The 18,637-nt window shown below is 69.7% G+C and carries 14 protein-coding genes; 3 read left to right on the top strand and 11 right to left on the bottom strand.

Annotation, left to right across the window (positions count from 1 at the left end):
* Nucleotides 1-238: 238 nt before the first annotated feature.
* From ACZ60E_RS11035 to ligA, 3 genes are all read right to left on the bottom strand, one after another.
* On the bottom strand, nt 239-385 hold the full coding sequence (locus ACZ60E_RS11035; protein ID WP_469439552.1) for a hypothetical protein: 147 nt from the start codon (nt 383-385) through the stop codon (nt 239-241).
* A 137-nt stretch (nt 386-522) separates the two neighbouring features.
* Nucleotides 523-1,140, bottom strand: a complete 618-nt coding sequence (locus ACZ60E_RS11030) for a hypothetical protein (RefSeq protein ID WP_469439548.1) — start codon at nt 1,138-1,140, stop codon at nt 523-525.
* A gap of 116 nt (nt 1,141-1,256) precedes the next feature.
* A complete protein-coding gene (gene ligA / locus ACZ60E_RS11025) occupies nt 1,257-3,413 on the bottom strand; it encodes an NAD-dependent DNA ligase LigA (RefSeq protein ID WP_469439546.1) in 2,157 nt (718 codons plus the stop codon).
* A 73-nt stretch (nt 3,414-3,486) separates the two neighbouring features.
* Between ligA and ACZ60E_RS11020 the strand changes: the two genes are divergently transcribed.
* Nucleotides 3,487-4,050, top strand: coding sequence for a GNAT family N-acetyltransferase (locus ACZ60E_RS11020; RefSeq protein ID WP_469439669.1), 564 nt, complete (start codon nt 3,487-3,489; stop codon nt 4,048-4,050).
* 109 nt (nt 4,051-4,159) lie between these two features.
* Here the strand turns inward: ACZ60E_RS11020 and ACZ60E_RS11015 are convergent, their stop codons facing one another.
* Together ACZ60E_RS11015 and ACZ60E_RS11010 are read right to left on the bottom strand one after the other, a co-directional pair.
* Nucleotides 4,160-4,792, bottom strand: a complete 633-nt coding sequence (locus tag ACZ60E_RS11015; RefSeq protein ID WP_469439543.1) for a hypothetical protein — start codon at nt 4,790-4,792, stop codon at nt 4,160-4,162.
* Between the two features lie 247 nt (nt 4,793-5,039).
* Entirely contained in the window at nt 5,040-6,242 is a 1,203-nt protein-coding gene (locus ACZ60E_RS11010; RefSeq protein WP_469439541.1) for an FAD-dependent oxidoreductase, read from the bottom strand.
* Nucleotides 6,243-6,541: 299 nt separating this feature from the next.
* Here ACZ60E_RS11010 and ACZ60E_RS11005 point away from each other — a divergent pair, with 299 nt between their 5' ends.
* A complete protein-coding gene (locus ACZ60E_RS11005; RefSeq protein WP_384808179.1) occupies nt 6,542-8,356 on the top strand; it encodes an ABC transporter ATP-binding protein in 1,815 nt (604 codons plus the stop codon).
* 18 nt (nt 8,357-8,374) lie between these two features.
* On the opposite strand, the gene ACZ60E_RS11000 is transcribed toward ACZ60E_RS11005, so the two are convergent.
* From ACZ60E_RS11000 to ACZ60E_RS10975, 6 genes are all read right to left on the bottom strand, one after another.
* Complete coding sequence (locus ACZ60E_RS11000; protein WP_469439539.1) at nt 8,375-9,463, bottom strand: glutamate--cysteine ligase 2; 1,089 nt, start codon at nt 9,461-9,463, stop codon at nt 8,375-8,377.
* Between the two features lie 253 nt (nt 9,464-9,716).
* Nucleotides 9,717-10,748 carry an ABC transporter permease gene (locus ACZ60E_RS10995; RefSeq protein WP_384802319.1) on the bottom strand — a complete coding sequence of 344 codons (1,032 nt, stop codon included), beginning with the start codon at nt 10,746-10,748 and terminating at the stop codon, nt 9,717-9,719.
* Nucleotides 10,745-11,707, bottom strand: a complete 963-nt coding sequence (locus ACZ60E_RS10990) for an ABC transporter permease (RefSeq protein WP_107017290.1) — start codon at nt 11,705-11,707, stop codon at nt 10,745-10,747. The genes ACZ60E_RS10995 and ACZ60E_RS10990 overlap by 4 nt, the downstream gene beginning before the upstream one ends.
* The gene (locus ACZ60E_RS10985; RefSeq protein WP_469439536.1) at nt 11,700-13,298 is read right to left on the bottom strand and encodes a sugar ABC transporter ATP-binding protein; all 1,599 of its coding nucleotides are present in this window, start codon (nt 13,296-13,298) and stop codon (nt 11,700-11,702) included. Before ACZ60E_RS10985 ends, ACZ60E_RS10990 begins: the two co-directional genes overlap by 8 nt.
* Nucleotide 13,299: 1 nt before the next feature.
* Nucleotides 13,300-14,391 carry an ABC transporter substrate-binding protein gene (locus ACZ60E_RS10980; protein WP_384802312.1) on the bottom strand — a complete coding sequence of 364 codons (1,092 nt, stop codon included), beginning with the start codon at nt 14,389-14,391 and terminating at the stop codon, nt 13,300-13,302.
* A 165-nt stretch (nt 14,392-14,556) separates the two neighbouring features.
* The gene (locus ACZ60E_RS10975; RefSeq protein ID WP_107017287.1) at nt 14,557-15,570 is read right to left on the bottom strand and encodes a LacI family DNA-binding transcriptional regulator; all 1,014 of its coding nucleotides are present in this window, start codon (nt 15,568-15,570) and stop codon (nt 14,557-14,559) included.
* 410 nt (nt 15,571-15,980) lie between these two features.
* On the opposite strand from ACZ60E_RS10975, the gene ACZ60E_RS10970 reads away from it, so the two are divergent.
* Nucleotides 15,981-18,620, top strand: a complete 2,640-nt coding sequence (locus ACZ60E_RS10970) for a PA14 domain-containing protein (RefSeq protein ID WP_469439533.1) — start codon at nt 15,981-15,983, stop codon at nt 18,618-18,620.
* Nucleotides 18,621-18,637 lie beyond the last annotated feature (17 nt).

Raw genomic sequence — 18,637 nt, 5'->3', positions numbered from 1 at the left:
ACGGCCTTCACGCTTCCCCGTCGCACGCGTGTGCAGAGCGAGCCGAGAAAGCTGCTAGACTCGATCTTGAGCGAGCCGCCGAGTACGGGCTCGTCTCGCGTCGGTGGTCCAAGGAAAGACGCCCCGCTTCCTGCGGGGAAATGCAGGTGCAAGGCCTGCCCGGCGCTCAACAAGACCCCACCCGAAGTACATCGGGTGGGGTCTTTTCGTTGTCCGGGGGCGGGCCGCTCGATCGGGGTCAGCGGCGCCCGCGCAGTTTGCGCAGCAGCCGCTGCGCCTGGGCACGGCGTCGCGGGTCGGCGGAGGCGCGGCGTGCCTGCTCGATGGTGCGCCGTCCCTGCGGGCTCCGGGCGAACTGCTTGATCTTGTTCATGATGCCTGCCATGGCTGTACTCCTGGGCCGGGGGCGGTGGTGCGGTCCGTGCACAGCTCCGTATACCCCGCCACGGGGAGACCACAACGGCAACCCGCCCCCGGCTCTCGTTCAGAACATGGTGGAGGCGCCGGCGTGGGACACCTGGGTCACAGGGCGAAGGAGTCGGTGAGGTGCACGGCGTAGCCGTCGTCCTCCATGAGGAGAACGGTGACCCCGAAAGGGGAGGGATGGTCGAGGTCGAGGGGAGTGAAGGAGTACGTGAGGGCGGCCTGGATCGGCGGGGCCAGCTCGCCACCGGGCTGCGGGGCCGGGGCGGGGAGCCACCGGGGTTCGACCGCGTCCGGAACCTCGGGAGTGGACTCCTCGGGCGTCGACCCCTTGGGCGTGGATCCCTCGGGCGTGGACGCCATGGGCTGGTGCGTGCAAGGGAGTTGATGCAGTACGTGACCGTCCTTGGTGGCGTGCACCAGGTTCAGACAGGGTGCCGGGCCGACGACCGGAAGCCCGCACTCGGTCGCGACGTTCTCGGTGTCCCAGGCGAGCACCACCTCGTCCGCGCCCGCCGCTGCGGCGACGTTCGAGAGCTCGACGATCGCGCTCATGGCGTCCTCGCCGGTCTCGGCCGGACGGAGCCAGACGAGCCCGACCAGTTCGCCGCGGACGAGCGGCATGATGACCGGACGGGGCGCCCTCCCTTGGGCCAGATCCGCGGTGTACGCGTTCTTCATCGATGCGACCAGTGCGTCCCACGTCTGGGTGTCCACGGAAATCCCCTCACCAACAGCCTGTTCACGAGCGACGCAGAGCCTGTCACGACGGCCCGGTCCTGCGCCAGCGGCCCCGGCAGGGAGCATGCGGAGCACGGTCGGCCGGGGGCGAACTACTGGGCGGGCTGTTCGAGATGGTCGGTGACGAGCTCGGCGAACTCGTCGGGGGTGGCCAGGCGGATGCCGAGGGTCTCGGCCTTGGCGCGCTTGGATCCGGCACCCTCTCCCGCCACCACCAGGGTGGTCTTCTTGGAGACGCTGGAGGAGGAGCGGCCTCCCGCCCGTTCGATGAGTTCGTTCATCTGGTTGCGGCTGAGCTTCTCCAGTACGCCGGTCATCGCGCCGGTCACGACCACCGTCATTCCGGTCAGCGGCCCGCCGGCCGGCGCCGAACCCTCCGTACCCTCCGAGCTCTCAGCACCTCCTGGACCGGCCGAGCCCTCGGACCCTGGGGAGCTGCCCGAGGCGTCCGCGGCCGTCGGCGGGCTCGGGGGAGTGGCGCCCGGCTCGGTCATGTTGACCCCGGCGGCGACGAGCTTGTCGATGAGCGGGGCCAGTTCGGCGAGTTCGGAGACGATGGACGGGGCCTTCTCCGTACCGATGCCCTCGACCTGCTGCATCGACGCGGCGTCGGCCGCGCGGACGTGGTCCATCGTGGCGAAGTGACGGGCGATGCGCCGGGACATCGACCGCCCCGTGCCCCGTACGCCGAGCGCGCACAACACCCGTGACAGCGGACGCCCCTTGGCTGTGGTGAGCGCCGCGAGGAGGTTGTCGGTGCTCGTTTCCCCCATCCGCTCCAGACCCAGGAGCTGGTCGCGGGTGAGGGTGAACAGATCCGCGAGATCGGCCACCAGCTTCGCTTCGACGAGCTGGACGACACGGGTGTGGCCGAGACCCTCGATGTCGAGCTGATCGCGGCCGGCCGCGTACGAGAGGGAGGCGACCAGGTGGCAGTTGCGGCCGTTCTCGCAGCGCCAGCGCTGCTCGCCGGTGTCGATGCCGCTCCCGCACCGCGGGCACACCTCGGGGAAGACGATGGGCTGTTCGTCACCCGTGCGCAGATGGGCGACGGGGGCTTCGATACGGGGGATGACGTCACCGGCGCGGTGGACCATGACATGGTCGCCCAGGCGCAGGTCGCGGCGCGTGATGTCGGCCGGGTTGTGGAGGGTGGCGTAGGTGATGGTGGCGCCGTCGATGACGACCGGTTCGAGGACGGCTCGCGGGGCGATGATGCCGGTACGGCCCACGTTCCACTCGACCTCAAGGAGCCGGGTGATCTTCTCCACCGCGGGCAGCTTGTAGGCGATGGCCCAGCGCGGGGCGCGCGAACCGGATCCGGCGGCCTGCTGGTCGGCGGCCAGGTCGGCCTTGATGACGATCCCGTCGATACCGAACGGCAGCGAGGCGCGCAGTGCGGCGATCTCCTGCACCCGGGCCAGGACCTGCTCGGCCGTCCCGGCGGTGGTGCCGGGCACGGCGGTGCCCGCGGTGGTGTTCACTCCGAGTTCCGCGGCGCGGTCCATCAGTTCGCTGTGGGACAGCTCGTGCAGCCGCCCGGCCGCCTCGGCGTCCGTGTCCGGCAGGGGCAGCAGCCCGTAACCGAAGAACGTCATCGGCACGGTGTAGGCGCGCTCCTTGGCTCTCAGGGTGCCCGCCGAGGCGCCGCGGGGATTCGCGAAGGGCTGTCCGCCGTGCGCGGTGCGCACCTCGTTGGCGTGCTCGAACTGCGCGGTGGTCATCAGGACTTCACCGCGCACCTCCACCGTGACGGGCTCGGCCAGGACCTCGGGCAGGCCCTCGACGGTGCCGATCGCGTGCGAGACGTCCTCCCCGGCCGTCCCGTCCCCGCGGGTGATCAGCCGCTCCAGGCGGCCCGCGGTGTAACGGGCGGCGATCGCCAGGCCGTCGAGCTTCGGTTCGACGCTGAACCGCTCCACGTCATGGCCCACGCGCCGGGCCAGAGACGCCGTCCAGGCGGTGAACTCGTCGGCCGAGAACACGTTGTCCAGACTGAGCATCGCCACCGTGTGCGGCACGTCGCCGTCCACCGCGCCGCCGGCGACCTTCCCGCTGGGTGAGCCGGGCAGCACCTCGTCGGGATGCTCCGACTCCCAGCCGGTGATGGCGCGCACGAGCCGGTCGTAGGTGTCGTCGTCCATCGGCGAGGTGCCGCCCGTGTAGTAGGCGGCCGACGCCTTCACGGCGTCCTCGACGGCCTGTGCGTAGGCGACGGCATCCACGATCACTGCAACTGGTGAGGTCATGAGGGTCATCCTGCCTGCCACCACTGACAACGGCTCCGGCCCGGACTCCGGACACGGCGTGCTCCAATGGGGGATGGCATCGTTCTGGACCGGTGAACGAGTACGGCTGCGTGGTGTCGAGCCCGACGACTGGACGGCGCTCATGGGCTTCGAGGTGGACGAGGAGGGGCTGGGCGACCTGGTGCGGGCGCCCCGCTCCGCCGAGGGCCATCGTGTCCGGGCGAAGGAACTGGCGCTCGCAGGACCCGACGGCGACCGCTTCATCCTGGTGGTCGAAGCCGTCGGCACGGGACAGCCGGTCGGTGTGGTCGGCTCGCAGCACGCCGACGCGCGCGCGGGCTGGTTCGAGTACGGCATCTCCCTGGGCGCGGAGCACCGGCGCAAGGGATACGCGACGGAGGCCGTGACACTGCTGCTGCGTTACATGTTCGCCGAGCGGCGCTTCCACAAGTGCCAGGCGCGGGTCTTCGCACACAACGAGGCGTCGCTGGCACTGCAACGCAGACTCGGTCTCGTCGAGGAGGGGCGTCTGCGTGATCAGGTGTTCTTCGCGGGCCGGCATCACGACGTGGTCATGTTGGGCATCCTCGCCGACGAGTTCGCCGACCTGCACCCGGCCGGTCCGACGGTGGTGTGACGGACCGCGGACACCTCGGACCGTCGGCGGCCCCGGCACGCAATGGCGTACGCGAACGAGCGCCAGTGAGCGTGCCGGCGGCCTCGGGGCGGGGCGCCGACGAGGAAGGTCAGCCGGCGGCCGCGGCGGGCTCGGCCTTGGCGGCGGCCTCGGTGGCGGCGGTGTAGAAGACCGAGGAGCCCTGCTTGTTGCGGTGGGCGCTGCTCCTGGCGACCAGGTTCTCGAGGGTGGTGCGCACGACGGTGGTCTTGATGGTGCGCTCGGGGTGGGCCGCGGTGAGCGCGGTGGTGATCTCGGCGGCGGAGCGCGGTTCGTTCTGCGCTTCGAGGTGGCCGCGGATCAGGTCGACGAGGCTCGGCTGAGCGGTCATTGCCTTGGCGGCGGTCTTGCCGGTCTCGGGCTTCTTGGCCTCGGTCTTCTTCACGCCCGTGGCAGCCGCCTTCTTCGGCTTCGCGGCCTTGACCTCCTTGGCGGCCTTGGGCTGCTTGGTCCGGGCGGAGGACTGACTCGGCACGGAGGCCGCTGCGGGGGTGGCTGCGGCGACGGGGCTCGTGCCGCCGAGTGCCTGGTGCATGTTCACCAGCACCGAGTGGTCGTGCTGCAGAGCCAGCAACTGCTCCTGGAGGGCGGCGATGTCCGTCGCGATGCGCTCCTGCTCCTTGCCGTTGCGCTCCAGGTCGCTGGTCACCTGTGCGATGTACTGCGAGGTGAGTTCCGTGGTGGAGATCTGGTTCTCAGACATGAGTGGAGCCTTTCTCGGTCCGCCGACACATGTGCGAAGTGGGGCTGCACGTCCGTGTGCGGGTGGAGAGCGGGATGGTGTCTGTCAGGGCTGGTCCGTCCGAAGGACTCAACTGCGCGCTTTGCGCCAGTGTAGAGATAGTACGCATGTGTGGAACTGACTGTTCCTGGTGCATGCCTTGGGTCCACCAGGTCCTGTCGTCAAATTCCCGACGTCCGCCCGGCAGGCGGGAATTTGACGACAGGACCTAGTGAGGCAGCGATCCAGGTGCGCCGTCCCCGTACTCGGTCCAGAGGTTGGTGTGCCAGTCCAGGTGGCGGACGAGGTCGTCGTCGCCCGGCCGTGACGCGGGGGCGCCCCCGCCGGGACGGGGTGACGGGGGAGTGCCCCGGGAGATGTTTCCGCTGACGGTGACGTTCTCCTCGACGCGCGGCCGACGCAGTGACTCGTACAGGGAGAGCGCGGCCTCGGTACCGGGGGCGTCGCGCAGGGACTTCGCGAGAACGACCGCGTCCTCCAGGGCCATCGAGGCACCCTGTCCGGTCGCGGGGGAGGCCGCGTGGGCCGCGTCACCGATGGTGAGGACGCGGCCGGAGCGCCAGGGTGTACCGGTGGGGATCTCCGTGGCGTTGGTGACCATGAGGCGGTCGGTGGTGGCCGCGACGACACCCGCGGCAGGGGTGGTGTCCTTGCGCAGCAGTGGCAGAAGCAGTTCGCGCCAGTGGGCGGGTGTGCCGTGGGCGATCTCCTCGGCGGCCAGGGGCTCACCGGCCACGCGCGCGAACCAGTACGTCTCCCCGGCCGGCGACACCGCGTGGCCGAAGGCGGTCCCGCTGCCCCGCACCATGGTGATGCGCTCGCTCTCCCCGGCGTTCTCCTCGGCCAGGAGCGCGTCGTCGGTGTAGCCGTAGAAGACACGCTGTCCCGCGTAACGGGGCCGCACCTCGGGGGCGAACCCCTGCCGTACGACGGAGTTGAGTCCGTCCGCCCCGACGAGCAGGTCGCCGGTCGCGGTGCTGCCGTCGGTGAAGTGCGCGGTGACCCCGTCCCGGGTGTCCTCGACGGACGCGAGACGCGCTCCGTGCCGGATGCCGATGCCCCGGCGAGCGGCCTCCGCCTGCAGCGCGGCGGCGAGTTCACCGCGGTGCAGGCACCGGTACCGCAGGAGCGGGTCACCGGCCTCACCCAGCGGTACGTGGGCCACCGTGGCGCCCGTGTCGTCGAGGACACGCATCGAACGCAGGGGGAAGCCGACCGCGGTGACCGCGGCGGAGGCGTCGATCTGGGCGAGGGCGCGCATGCCGTTGCTCGCCAGGGTGAGGAACGCCCCGATGTCCTCGGCCGAGTCGGGATGAGCCTCGTACACGGTGACGTCCGAGCCTGCCTTGTGCAGCGCCAGCGCGGCAGCCGTGCCGGCGATCCCACCACCGATGACAAGTGTGTGCACCACGTCGTATCCCCCACTCGTACCTGTACGGACCCTGCGTCGCACTGTATGCCCGCACTTCCATGTGTGCCTCCCGCGAGGTGTGAGGGCTGTGGCACGGCGTTGACGGAAGGGGAATCCGGCCACCGACTTCGCACATGCGTATGGGTGTACGGGCCGCAAAACACTTGGACTCAGCGGGTGTTGACGCGGGACAATTCCAGTTCCGGCCCACCCGTACTCACACCTGTTGCCGGCGTGCGGCAACGGCGATTAACCGGAGGAACGGGCGACGGGCCGCCTGACGACCACTCGGGGGTGGGATGGGATCGCCTGAGACACGCACGGTCCAACCGCGCAGGGGCGCGGTGCTGCTGGCACTTCGTCACTACGGCCGGGAACTGGCCCGGTTACGGCTGTTCTCCGTACCGGCCATGCTGCTGCCCGCGATGGGCAACATCGGCATCAACTACATCGCGCCGCTCATCGTCGCCAAACTCGTCGCCAGGATCGCCACCGAAGGCGGCATCACCGTCACCGACGCACTCCCTTACGTCCTCGGCTTCGCCGGCGTCCTGTTGCTCGGGGAGGCGCTGTGGCGCCTGGGCCTGCACTGTCTGAACCGGCTCGCCGCGCGCGGTATCGAGAACCTGTACGTGATCGGCATGGACGAACTGTTCGCCAAGGACGCGGCCTTCTTCCACGACAACTTCGCCGGGTCGCTGACCAAGCGGGTGCTGAGCTTCGCCTCCCGGTTCGAGGAGTTCGTCGACACGCTGACGTTCCAGGTCGTGGGCCGTGTGGTGCCCCTGGTGTTCGGATCGGTGATCCTCTGGCGGTACGAACCACTGCTCGTCGTCGGCCTGTTGACGATGCTCGTGCTGACCGCGCTGTGCGTGGTGCCCCTCATCCGCCGCCGTCAGGCACTCGTCGACCGGCGCGAGGAGGCCATCGCCCGGGTGTCGGGCCATGTCGCCGACAGCCTGATGAACATGGACACGGTCCGCGCGTTCGCGGCCGAGGAACGCGAAGCCGCCGAACACCGGTCCCGGGTCGCCGAGTCACGGCGGCTCACCCTGCGGGCGTGGGACTACGGCAACCTGCGCATCGACACACTGGTCGCACCCATGTCCGTACTCACCAACGCGCTGGGCCTGTTGCTCGCGGTCGCCCTCGCCGGCAGCGGGCACGGGGTGGAGGCGGTCGTGGTGGCCTTCACGTACTACTCGAACGCGACGCGGATCATGTTCGAGTTCAACCAGATCTACCGCCGCCTGGAGAGCTCGATGACGGAGGCGGGGCAGTTCACCGAGCTGCTGCTGTTGCCGCCGACCGTGCTGGACGCGGTGCCGCCGGAGCCGCTGCTGTCCCAGGCCGCCGACGTCCACTTCGAGGAGGTGACCTTCGCCCACGCGGGGGCGGGACCCCTCTTCCAGGGGCTCGAACTGGCGGTGCCCAGCGGGACGAAGATCGGTCTGGTCGGCCGGTCCGGCGGCGGCAAGACCACCCTCAGCAGGCTGCTGCTGAGGATGACGGACCTCGACGCCGGCCGGATCCTGATCGGCGGACAGGACATCAGCAGGCTGCGTCAGGCCGAGCTGCGCAGCCTCATCGCCTATGTGCCGCAGGATCCGGCGATGTTCCACCGCTCGCTGCGGGACAACATCGCGTTCGCCCGCCCGGACGCCACGGACCGGGAGATCCGGCGCGCGGCCGAGATCGCACACGTCACGGAGTTTGCCGACGCCCTGCCGGACGGCTTCGACACCATGGTGGGCGAGCGCGGGGTCAAGCTGTCGGGCGGACAGCGCCAGCGGGTCGCGCTCGCCAGGGCGATCCTTCGTGACGCGCCGATCCTGCTGCTCGACGAGGCCACCAGTGCCCTGGACTCCGAGAGCGAGGTCCTGGTCCAGGAGGCGCTGTGGCGGCTCATGGAGGGGCGGACGGCGCTCGTGGTGGCGCACCGGCTGAGCACGGTCGCCACCATGGACCAGCTCGTCGTCCTCGACCGCGGACGCATCGTGGAACAGGGCACCCACCGGGAACTGCTCGCCTCGGCCGGCGCCTACGCCAAGCTCTGGCAGCACCAGTCGGGCGGCTTCCTCGACGACGGGCCCACCCCGGAGCCCGTGCACTGACCGTGCGGTGCGGCGCGCTCAGGACTGCGTGCGCCGCACGCACTCCTTCACCACGTCACCCAGGCTTCCGGTCCGCTCCAGGGTCTGCCGCTGCACCCGGGCGCCGTTGCCGTCGCGCAGCAGGTGCGAGGCGGCCTGGTGCACCAGGTCGGTGTCACCACTGTCGTCCAGGGCGGGGCCGACATGTTCCAGCAGTGCGCGCACCACGTCCCCGGCCGGTGCCGGCCGCATGGTCGAGGGGTGCAGCAGCTCCTCCTCAAGACCTGACCGTGCGGCCCGCCAGGCGGCCAGGCGCAGCAGCTCCACTGGCTGCGCCGCCGGGGCGGTGCCCGCACGCCACTCGCGTGCCGCCGTCTCGACGAGTCCACGGGTGAGCGTGGCCAGCAGGGTCGCGGTGCTCGCCTCCAGGCAGACGTCCGACACACGGATCTCGACGGTGGGGTACCGCTCGGCGATCCGCGCGTCGTAATAGACCATGCCCCTGTCCTTCAGCACCCCCGTGGCCACCATGTCGTCGATCCGACGGTGGTAGGCGTCGGCCGTACCGAAGAGTTCCGTGGGGCCGGCCATCGGCCAGCGCATCCACACCCGGCTCCGGTAGCTGCTGTAGAGGCTGTCCTTTCCCTGCCAGAAGGGGGAGTTCGTGCTGAGCGCCGTCAGCACGGACAGCCAGGGGCGGATGCGGTCGAGCACCGCGGCGCCCTCGTCGTCGGATTCCACCGACACATGGATGTGGCAGCCGCAGACGAGCTGTTCCTGGGCCGGCAGGCCGAACTCCTCGACCATCCACTGGTACCGGGCGTTCGTACTGACCGACGGACTGACCGGCAGGGGGGACGTGGCGAGCGCGACGACAGTGGCTCCGATGTCCCCCGCGACGCGTGCTGCCTCCTTGCGGCACCGGACGATCTCCGCGCCGAGTTCGGTCATGTCCGCCTGCGGCTGAGTGGCGAATTCGAGCTGCTGGGTGTGCAGCTCCTTCTCGAACGTCTCCTCCGACGGATCGTCCCTGGCGGCGCGAGCGAGTACTGCCGCGGACAGCGCCTGTGGTTCGCCGGTCTCGGGGTCGACCAGGAGAAGTTCTTCTTCCACTCCCACGGTACGCACGTGACAAAGCCTCTCATAAGGGTCGTCGGGGGCGACGACGCAGAATGCCGGGAAGGCGGAGGCCGCCACCTCCTCCCGCGGTTCCGAATGCCCTGGAACAGCGGGTGGACACCCGGCAGCCGAGAGGGCTTGCACGGACGCCCCGCGGCGGCTCTGCGCGCGGGGCGTGGAAAAGGACGACGAGGATGCTCGGCGCACCTGACATGGCTCGGTCCCGTCCGGGCGGCGACGACGCCGCCCGGACGGGACCGGTTCACAGCACCCGGCGCCTGCGTCCCAGCCAGGTCTGGGCCACCACGACCACGGCGAGGAAGGCACCGCTGACCACCTGCTGGTACGCGGAGTCCAGGGAGCCGATCTGGTTGATCACGTTCTGGATCACCTTCAGCAGGAGCACACCGACCAGGGAACCGCTGACGAAACCGAAGCCGCCGGACAGCAGGGTGCCGCCGATGACGACCGCCGAGATGGCCTCCAGCTCCATGCCCGAACCGAGGATCGTCACGCCCGACACCAGCCAGGCCGCATTGAGCGCGCCCGCGAGACCGGCGCACAGTCCCGACACGGCGTACACGGTGATCTTCGTACGGGCCACGGGGGCACCCATCAGGGCCGCCGCGTCCTCGTTGCCGCCGACCGCGTACACGTACTGACCGAATCGGGTGAGGCGCAGGACGACGGCGCCCAGGACGAACAGCGCGACCGTGATCCAGATCGGTACGCCGATGCCGAGCAGCGAGCCCTGTCCGAGGGTCGCGAAGAACGAGTCCTTGTCGACGAGGTAGGTCTTCGAGCCCTCGTCGGTGATAGCCAGCAGGATGCCGCGCGCCCCGAGCATGGCGGCCAGGGTGACGATGAAGGGGGCGAGGCCCGACCGGGCGATGAGCAGGCCGTTGACGACCCCGATCAGTCCGCACACGGCGAGCGGGAGCAGCAGGGCCACCACCGTGCCGTACTGCGAACCCCAGGCCGCCAGCACCCCGCCGAGTGCGAAGAGCGAGCCGACCGACAGGTCGATCCCGCCGGTGACGATGACGAACGTCATGCCCAGCGCGACCACGGCGAGGAAGGCCGAGGACAGCGCCATGTTCTCCAGGTTGTCACCGGTCAGGAAGGTGTCGAAGCTCAGTGACGCCGCGACCATGGCCACCAGCAGGGTGACCAGGGCACCGTGCTGTTGCGCGAGGGCGCTGAAGCGCTCGGCGCGGGTGGGCGCGTCGACCTTCTCGGGCTCCTGGTGGACTGGGGCCGGCCGCCTCTCGGCCTCTGTGGTCCCGATGGTCATCGCTTCCCCCGTTCACGGGCCGCGTAGACGGCGGCGATGATCACCACGGCCTGGGCCATCTGCGTCCACGACGGTTGCAGGTCGTGCTTGATGAGCGTGGTGGTCAGCAGCTGGATCAGTACGGCCCCGGCCACCGTGCCGCCGATGCGTACGCGCCCCCCGGACAGGGGAGTGCCGCCGACGACCACCGCCGTGATCGCCGACAGTTCCATGAGGTTGCCCAGCGAGGTCGGATCGCTGGCCGTCAGCCGGGCGGTGGCCAGGACGCCCGCCACCGCGGCCAGCGCGCCGGAGCACGCGTACACCACGATGAGGACCCGGCGCACCGGCAGCCCCGCGAGGCGTGCCGCGGGCCTGCTGTCGCCGACGGCGAGCAGTTGGCGTCCGAAGGTGGTGCGGCGCACCACGAAGGCCACCAGCAGTGCCAGCCCCGCCGCGATGAGGACGAGGTACGGCACGCCCAGCACGTCACCGGAGCCGAGCGACGCCATGCCCGGATCGCGTACGTCCTCCAGCTGCGGGAGCAGCACCAGGGCGATCCCGCGGCCGGCGACCATGAGGGCCAGGGTGGCGACGATCGGCTGGACGCCCAGGAAGGCGATCAGCGAACCGTTCGCCAGGCCGATCACGATGCCGCCCGCCACCGCCATGAGGACGGCGAGCCAGGGGCCGTAGCCGAGATACAGGGACAGCAACGAGGTGGACAGGGCCATCACCGAGCCCACCGACAGGTCGACGCCCTCGGTGCCGATCGCCAGTGCCATGCCGAGCGCGACGATGAGGACCGGCGCGACCTGGACGGCCTGGGTGCGGAAGTTCTCCGCCGAGACGAAGTTCGAGGTGAAGACGAAGTTGAAGACGAGCAGAGCCACGACGCCCGCGTAGACGCCGTACTCCTGGAGCAGGCGCAGCAGCCGCTCGCGGTCCACCTGACCGCGGATGAGCGTCAGGTCAGTCATGGGCGCTCCCAGCGGATTCCGCGTTCTTCGAGAAGTCGGGCGATGTCGGGGGACCCGGAGATGCGGGGAGGTCCGCCGCTTCGGAGGGGGCCGAGGGCTCGGCGGCGATGGCGCGCATCAGCGCGTCCTCGGTGACGGCGTCGCCGGTCAGCTCGTCGACCACCACACCGTCCTTGAGGACGATGATCCGGTCGCTGCCCTCGATCAGTTCCTCGGTGTCGGAGGAGATCAGCAGCACGGCGAGCCCCTCCTCGGCGAGTTCGTCGATGAGGGACTGGACCTCCGCCTTGGCGCCCACGTCGATGCCCCGGGTGGGCTCGTCGAGGAGCAGCACCTTCGGGTGCATGGCGAGCCAGCGGGCCAGCAGCACCTTCTGCTGGTTGCCGCCGGAGAGCTCACCGACCTTCTGGTGCGGCCCCGCGGACTTGATGCGCAGCCGTTTGACGAACATGTCGACGACCTTGTCGACGCGCGCGTTGTCCACCAGACCGAATCGTGAGAGTCCGGGAAGGGCGGCCAGCGCGATGTTCTCCCGTACCGACAGGCCGGGCGAGATGCCCTCGGCCTTGCGGTCCTCCGGCAGCAGGCTGATGCCGGCGCGGATCGCGGCCGGTGTGGAGCCGGTCCGCACGGGCGTGCCGCCGACCGACACCCGCCCGGAGTCGGTCGGCAGCGCCCCCGCGATCGCCCGCGCGGTCTCGCTGCGGCCGGAGCCGAGGAGTCCGCCCAGGCCCACCACCTCGCCCGGACGGATGGCGAGCGACACGTCCTTCAGCTGGTGACGGATCGTCAGTCCCTCGGCGCGCAGCACCGGTTCGGCGGCTGCCTGGTGCGAGCCGGTGAACTTGGTGAGGCCCTCGCTGCGGACCTCGCCGATCTCCCGGCCCAGCATCAGCGAGACCAGCTTCAGCCGGTCGAGGTCGGCGAGCCGCCCGGTGTGTACCACCCGGCCGTCACGCAGCACGGTGACGGCGTCGCAGATCTCGTACAGCTCGTCCATGCGGTGGCTCACGTAGACCACCGCGATGCCGCGCTCGCGGAGCATGCCGATCACGTCGAACAGGGTGCGCACCTCGCGCGGTTCGAGCGAGGAGGTGGGTTCGTCCATGATCACGACTCGTGCGTCGATGGCGACGGCCCGTGCGAGGGCCACCATCTGCTGGGCGCCGACGCCCAGTTCACGCAGCGGCCGGCTCACGTCGACGCGGATGCCGAGGCCCCGCAGCGCCTCGTCGGCCTCCCGGTGCATACGGCGGAAGTCGATGAGGCCGAGCCGGCCGCGCGGTTCACGGCCGAGCAGGAGGTTGCGCGCCACGCTCATCAGCGGGACGAGGTTGACCTCCTGGTAGATGGTGGAGATGCCTGCCTGCTGGGCCTGCAGGGGGGTCGTGAAGCGGACCGGTGAGCCGTTGTGGACGACCTCACCGGCGTCCGGCTGGTAGACGCCGGTGAGCACTTTGATCAGGGTCGACTTGCCCGCGCCGTTCTCGCCGACGAGGGCGTGCACCTCCCCGGCGCGAGCGGTGAAGTCCACGTCGGACAACGCCTTCACGCCGGGGAAGAGCTTGGACACGCCAGTGACGGAGAGCATCTCAGTAGGCCTTGGCGATGTCCGACTCGGCGTTGGCCTCGGTGTACTCGGTGTCCTTGATGACGATGTCCTGCGCGACCTCGTCGCCCTTGGTGAAGCTGTCAAGGGTCTGGAAGGCGAGCGGACCGAAGCGCGGGTTGGACTCGACGACACCGCTGATCCAGCCGTCCACGATGCCCTGGACGGCGTTGCGCGTGCCGTCGATGGTCACGATCTTCACGTCGCCGGCCTTCTTGCCCGCGCCCTTGAGGGCGTTGACGGCGCCGAGGCCCATCTCGTCGTTCTCGGCGTAGATGCCCTTGATGCCGGGCTTGGACTGGATGAGGTTCTCGGTGACCGACTGGCCCTTCTCGCGGGCGAACTCACCGGTCTGCTGGAACACCACCTTGAGGCCGGGGGCCTCCGCCTTGATCTGGTCCACGAAGCCCTTGGTGCGTTCCGTGGTGACGTTGTTGCCCGCCGCGCCGAGCAGGATGGCGATCTCGCCCTTGCCGCCGGTCGCCTCGATCATCTGGTCGGCGGCCCGCTTGCCCTGCTCCACGAAGTCGGAGCCGATGAAGCTCACGTAGTCCTTGCAGGCCTCGGCGTTGATCTTGCGGTCGACCGTGACGATCGGGATGTGCTTGGCCGCCGCCGTCTTGAGCACCGGCTCCCAGCCGTCGGAGTTGAGCGGGGCGACGACCAGCACGTCGGCGCCCTTGGCGATGAGGTCCTGCACGTCGCTGATCTGCTTGGAGAACTGCGACTGGGCGTTGGCGGTGAGGAGCTTGACGCCGCGCTTCTTCGCCTCGGCCTTGATCGAGGCGGTCTCGGCGATCCGGAAGGGGTTGGCCTCCTTCTCGGACTGCGAGAAACCGACCGTGGCGTTCTTGAGGTCGAGCTTCTCGCCCCCGAACGTGTCGATGGTGCAGGAGGGCCCGGAGCCGGCACTCGGCGAGGCGACCTCCTGACCTGCGTCGGCCTGCTGCTCGGTGGCCTTGTCGTCGGAGGAGTCCTCGGACTTGGTGCATCCGGTGAGTGCCAGGCTCGTGAGGATGCCGGTGGCGAGGAGAGCGCGAGCGGTGGTGCGACGAGAAGATGCGGTCGACTTCATGGAGATCCCCAAACGGCGCGGCCCTGGAGCTGAGAGCGCTCCCGGGTAGTTCGGCACTTGACGGTCGATACGGCGTGCACGGCGTTCAGGGGAGGTTTTTACATCGTTGGAGAGGTCGTGTAAACCCCTCCGTCCGAAATCTCGACCGATTCGTTCGACCCGCCGTCAGCGCCGCCCGAGGGTGCTCTCCCGCTCCACCAGCCGGAACTCCGCCGTGAGTTCGCGTCCGCCGGGGTCTTGGCGCCCGGAAAGACTGCGCAGCAGGGAGGCCACCGCGAGGCGGGCGATCGCCTGTTTGTCCGGCGCGATGGTGGTCAGCGAAACGGCTCCGAACCGGCTCTCGGCGATGTCGTCGAAGCCGACCACGGCGATGTCCCACGGCACCCTGAGCCCGCGCTCGTGCAGCACCCGCATGGCGCCGATCGCGATGAGGTCGTTGAAGGCGAAGACCGCGTCGGGCCGATGACCCGCGTCCAGCAGCTCGGCCATGGCCCGGGCGCCGTCGTCCCGGTCCCAGCCGCCGACGGGCACGATCAGGTCCTCGTCGGGGGTGAGGCCCGCCGCCGCCAGCTCCGCCCGCCAGCCGTCGAGCCGCAGATGGGCGGGCCGGTTCGCGGAGTCCGTGCGGACCCCGAGGTAGGCGATCCGGGTCCGGCCGCGGTCGAGCAGATGACGCACCGCCGCCCGCGCGGCGGCGACGTTGTCGATCGCGATGTGGTCGAAGGGCAGACCGTACTCGCGCTCGCCGAGCAGTACCAAGGGCACGTCGTCGGCCCGGCCCTGCAGATCCTCGGCCTCCAGCTCCAGCGGACTGAGGATCAGCCCGTCGATCACCCGGGCCCGGAAACCCTGGCTGACCAGCAGTTCCTGCTGGCGCTCACCCCGTGTGTGGTCGAGCAGGACCGTGAACTCGTGCTCGGCGGCTGCATCGATCACCGCGCCCGCCAGCTCGGCGAAATAGGGGTTCCCCAGCTCGGGGACGGCCAGCGCGATGATGCCCGTACGGCCTTTGCGCAAATGCCGTGCGGTGAGGTTCGGCCGGTAGCCGAGTTCGTCGATCGCCTCCTGGACCTTGGCGCGCATCGCTGGGGTGATGTGCGGATAGTTGTTCACGACGTTGGAAACGGTCTTGATCGAGACGCCGGCCCGTTCGGCCACGTCCTTCAGGCTGACCCGCAAGGGATCTCCTCGGCATCGACGGGAACTCCGCGACCGGAGCTGTGTCATGAACCTGGACAGCGGGTGGGAGCCCGTGCTCTCATGCCAACTGCCTCTGCTTCCAACGTTGTACAGACTGAAGCTCCGAGCCGCCACCCTTCCTCACCCTAGGACGTGTCCGCAGAGCCCCGTCGTCCGCCCGGACCGCGGGGCAGGCGGAACTCTGCGGACACAGCCCCGGGTGGCTTCCGGTGGGCCTCCGCGGGGGAGTGGCGTTCGGTGCTTCCGCACTGCCTGAAGGGCGTGGGACCCCCGACCGGGCCGGGTGAAGCCGGTCCCCGGACGGGGGGCGCGTGCCGGGCGTCGCGACACCGCCACGACCGGGTGTCCCGGCGCCGCGGAGATTCGTCAGAAGCTCCCTAGGAGGATTCGTGCGCATCACCTCACTCAAGTCACTCGGATCGCTCAGATCACGCATACAGCTCAGACAACGACTCGCCCTGTTCCTCGCGGTGTTACTCGGGGCCGCGGGACTGGCCGCCGCACCGGTCGCGACAGCCGTGGAGGACCCTGTCGAGGTCCACGGCCTCAAGGGGGAGTACTACACCCAGTCCGCCCCCGGCGCCTTCGATTTCCACGAGCTCAAGGCCACCGGGATGGACGCGCAGCTCGACTTCGACAACCTGGAGTCCCGGCTGCGGGCCGCTACCGGGAAGTCGGACGACGTCAGCGTGCGCTGGACCGGCCGGATCGTGCCCGAGAAGACCGGCCCCACCACCTTTTCCATCATCGGGGACAACGGCTTCCGCCTCTGGGTCGACGGGAAACTCACCATCGACCACTGGGTCGACGACTGGGACCGCGAACAGAGTGCGGAACCGGTGCAGCTGACCGCCGGCACGGCCTATGACATCAAGGTCGAGTACTTCGAGCACTACGGAGGCTCCAACCTCCATCTGCGCTGGACCCCGCCCGGCGGCACCAAGACCGCGATCCCGCAGTCGGCGTTCCTGCTGCCCGCGGGCTACGACTACGACGGGGCCATCGCCACCACCGTCCTCCAGGACGGCCGCACCCTGCGGCTCGACTTCGCCCAGGAACTCAAGGCGCCCGAGGCCGGTCTGATCGACCACCTGGACGCGGTCATCGGCGGAGCCACCTGGCCGCTCGGCCGCATCAGGCTCGACCCCGCGGACTCCAGGTCCCTGCTGATCGCGCTCAAGGAGCCCGTGGTCGGCAACAAGGCGGGCACCGCGCGCGGCAGCGCCGATGTGCGCTACGACGGGGCAGGGGGCCTCTCCGCCAAGGACGGCAACGTTGTCAAGTCCTTCTGGAGCAGCGGCACCAACCGCTCGACCCACCAGCTGAGCACCAAGTGGGGCAAGGACGTCACCCCGGCCAACGCCCACCGCGAGTACCCGAGGCCGCAGCTCACCCGTGACAACTGGCAGAACCTCAACGGCAGCTGGCAGTTCGCCGCCGCCGAGGCGGGGGAGCAGCCCCCGGTGGGGAAGAAGCTCGCCGAGAAGATCCTCGTCCCGTACCCCGTCGAGTCCCAGCTGTCGGGCATCGAACGGCACGAGGACCGCATGTGGTACCGCCGCACCTTCACCGTCCCGAAGGACTGGAAGATCGGCTCGAAGCAGCGTCTGCGGCTCAACTTCGGCGCGGTCGACTGGCGTTCCGAGGTCTACGTCAACGGCACGAAGGTCGCCGACCACCAGGGCGGGTACGACAAGTTCAGCGCCGACGTCACCGACGCCCTCAAGCCGGGCCGCACCCAGGAGCTGATCGTCGGCGTCTACGACCCGACGGACGCCGCGAACGGCGAGAACCCGCCCATCGGCAAACAGCGCCTCGACCCGAGCGGCATCTGGTACACCCCGTCCTCCGGTATCTGGCAGACCGTGTGGATGGAGCCCGTCGCCGCCGACCACGCCGACTCGCTCGCCCTCACCCCGGACGTGACCGCCGGCACGCTGACGGTCACGCCGAAGGGGGTACGCGACGGGGTTCCGGTCACCGCGACGGCGTACGAGGGCAAGCGCAAGGTGGCCACCGCCTCCGGACGCACGGGCAGCCCGCTCACCCTGAAGATCCGCGACGCGCGGCTGTGGTCGCCCGACGACCCGTTCCTGTACGACCTGAAGGTCAGTGTCGGCTCCGACCGTGTCGGCAGCTACTTCGGTATGCGGTCCATCGCCGTGGAGAACGTCGAGGGGACCCCTCGTACCGTCCTCAACGGCAAGCCGGTCTTCATGATGGCCACCCTCGACCAGGGTTTCTGGCCGGACGGCCTGCACACCGCCCCGAGCGACAAGGCCCTGGCGTACGACCTGAAGATGCACAAGGCCATGGGCTTCAACTCGGTCCGCAAGCACATCAAGGTCGAACCCGACCGCTGGTTCTACTGGGCCGACAAACTGGGCCTGATGGTGTGGCAGGACATGCCGGCCATGACGGCGGGCGTGAACCCGTCGGCCACCGCGCGCGCCACCTACGAGCGCGAGATGAAGCAGATGATCGACGAGCACATCAGCAGCCCGTCGATCGTCATGTGGGTCACCTTCAACGAAGGATGGGGCCAGTACGACGTGGGCCGCATCGCCGCACAGGCCAAGGCCTGGGACCCGACGCGCCTGGTCAACAACCAGTCGGGCCTCAACCTCGGCGCCGACGGCGGTACGGGCGACATCATGGACGAGCACGGCTATCCGAGCCCCGCCCTGCCACCGCATCCGGACGGCAGACGGGCCCAGGTCATGGGTGAGTACGGCGGCCTCGGACTGGCCGTGCCCGGACACGCCTGGTCGGTGCAGCAGTCCTACGTCGACGTCGACCCGGCCACCTACACCGACGACTACCTCACCAAACTCGCCGAGGTGCACGCCCTGGCCTGCAAGGGCGGCAACGGCGCGGTGTACACCCAGATCGCGGACGTCGAGGGCGAGCTGAACGGGCTGATCACGTACGACCGTGCGGTCGTCAAGCCCGATGTGCAGCGGGTCAAGGCTGCGCATGAAGCCCTGATCGACGACGTGTCCCGGGCGATTCCCGCGGGCTGCGTCTGACGTCGTGCGCCAGGGCC

Source organism: Streptomyces sp. NPDC102514, assembly GCF_055584525.1.
This window is presented reverse-complemented; position numbering and strand designations above follow the sequence as displayed.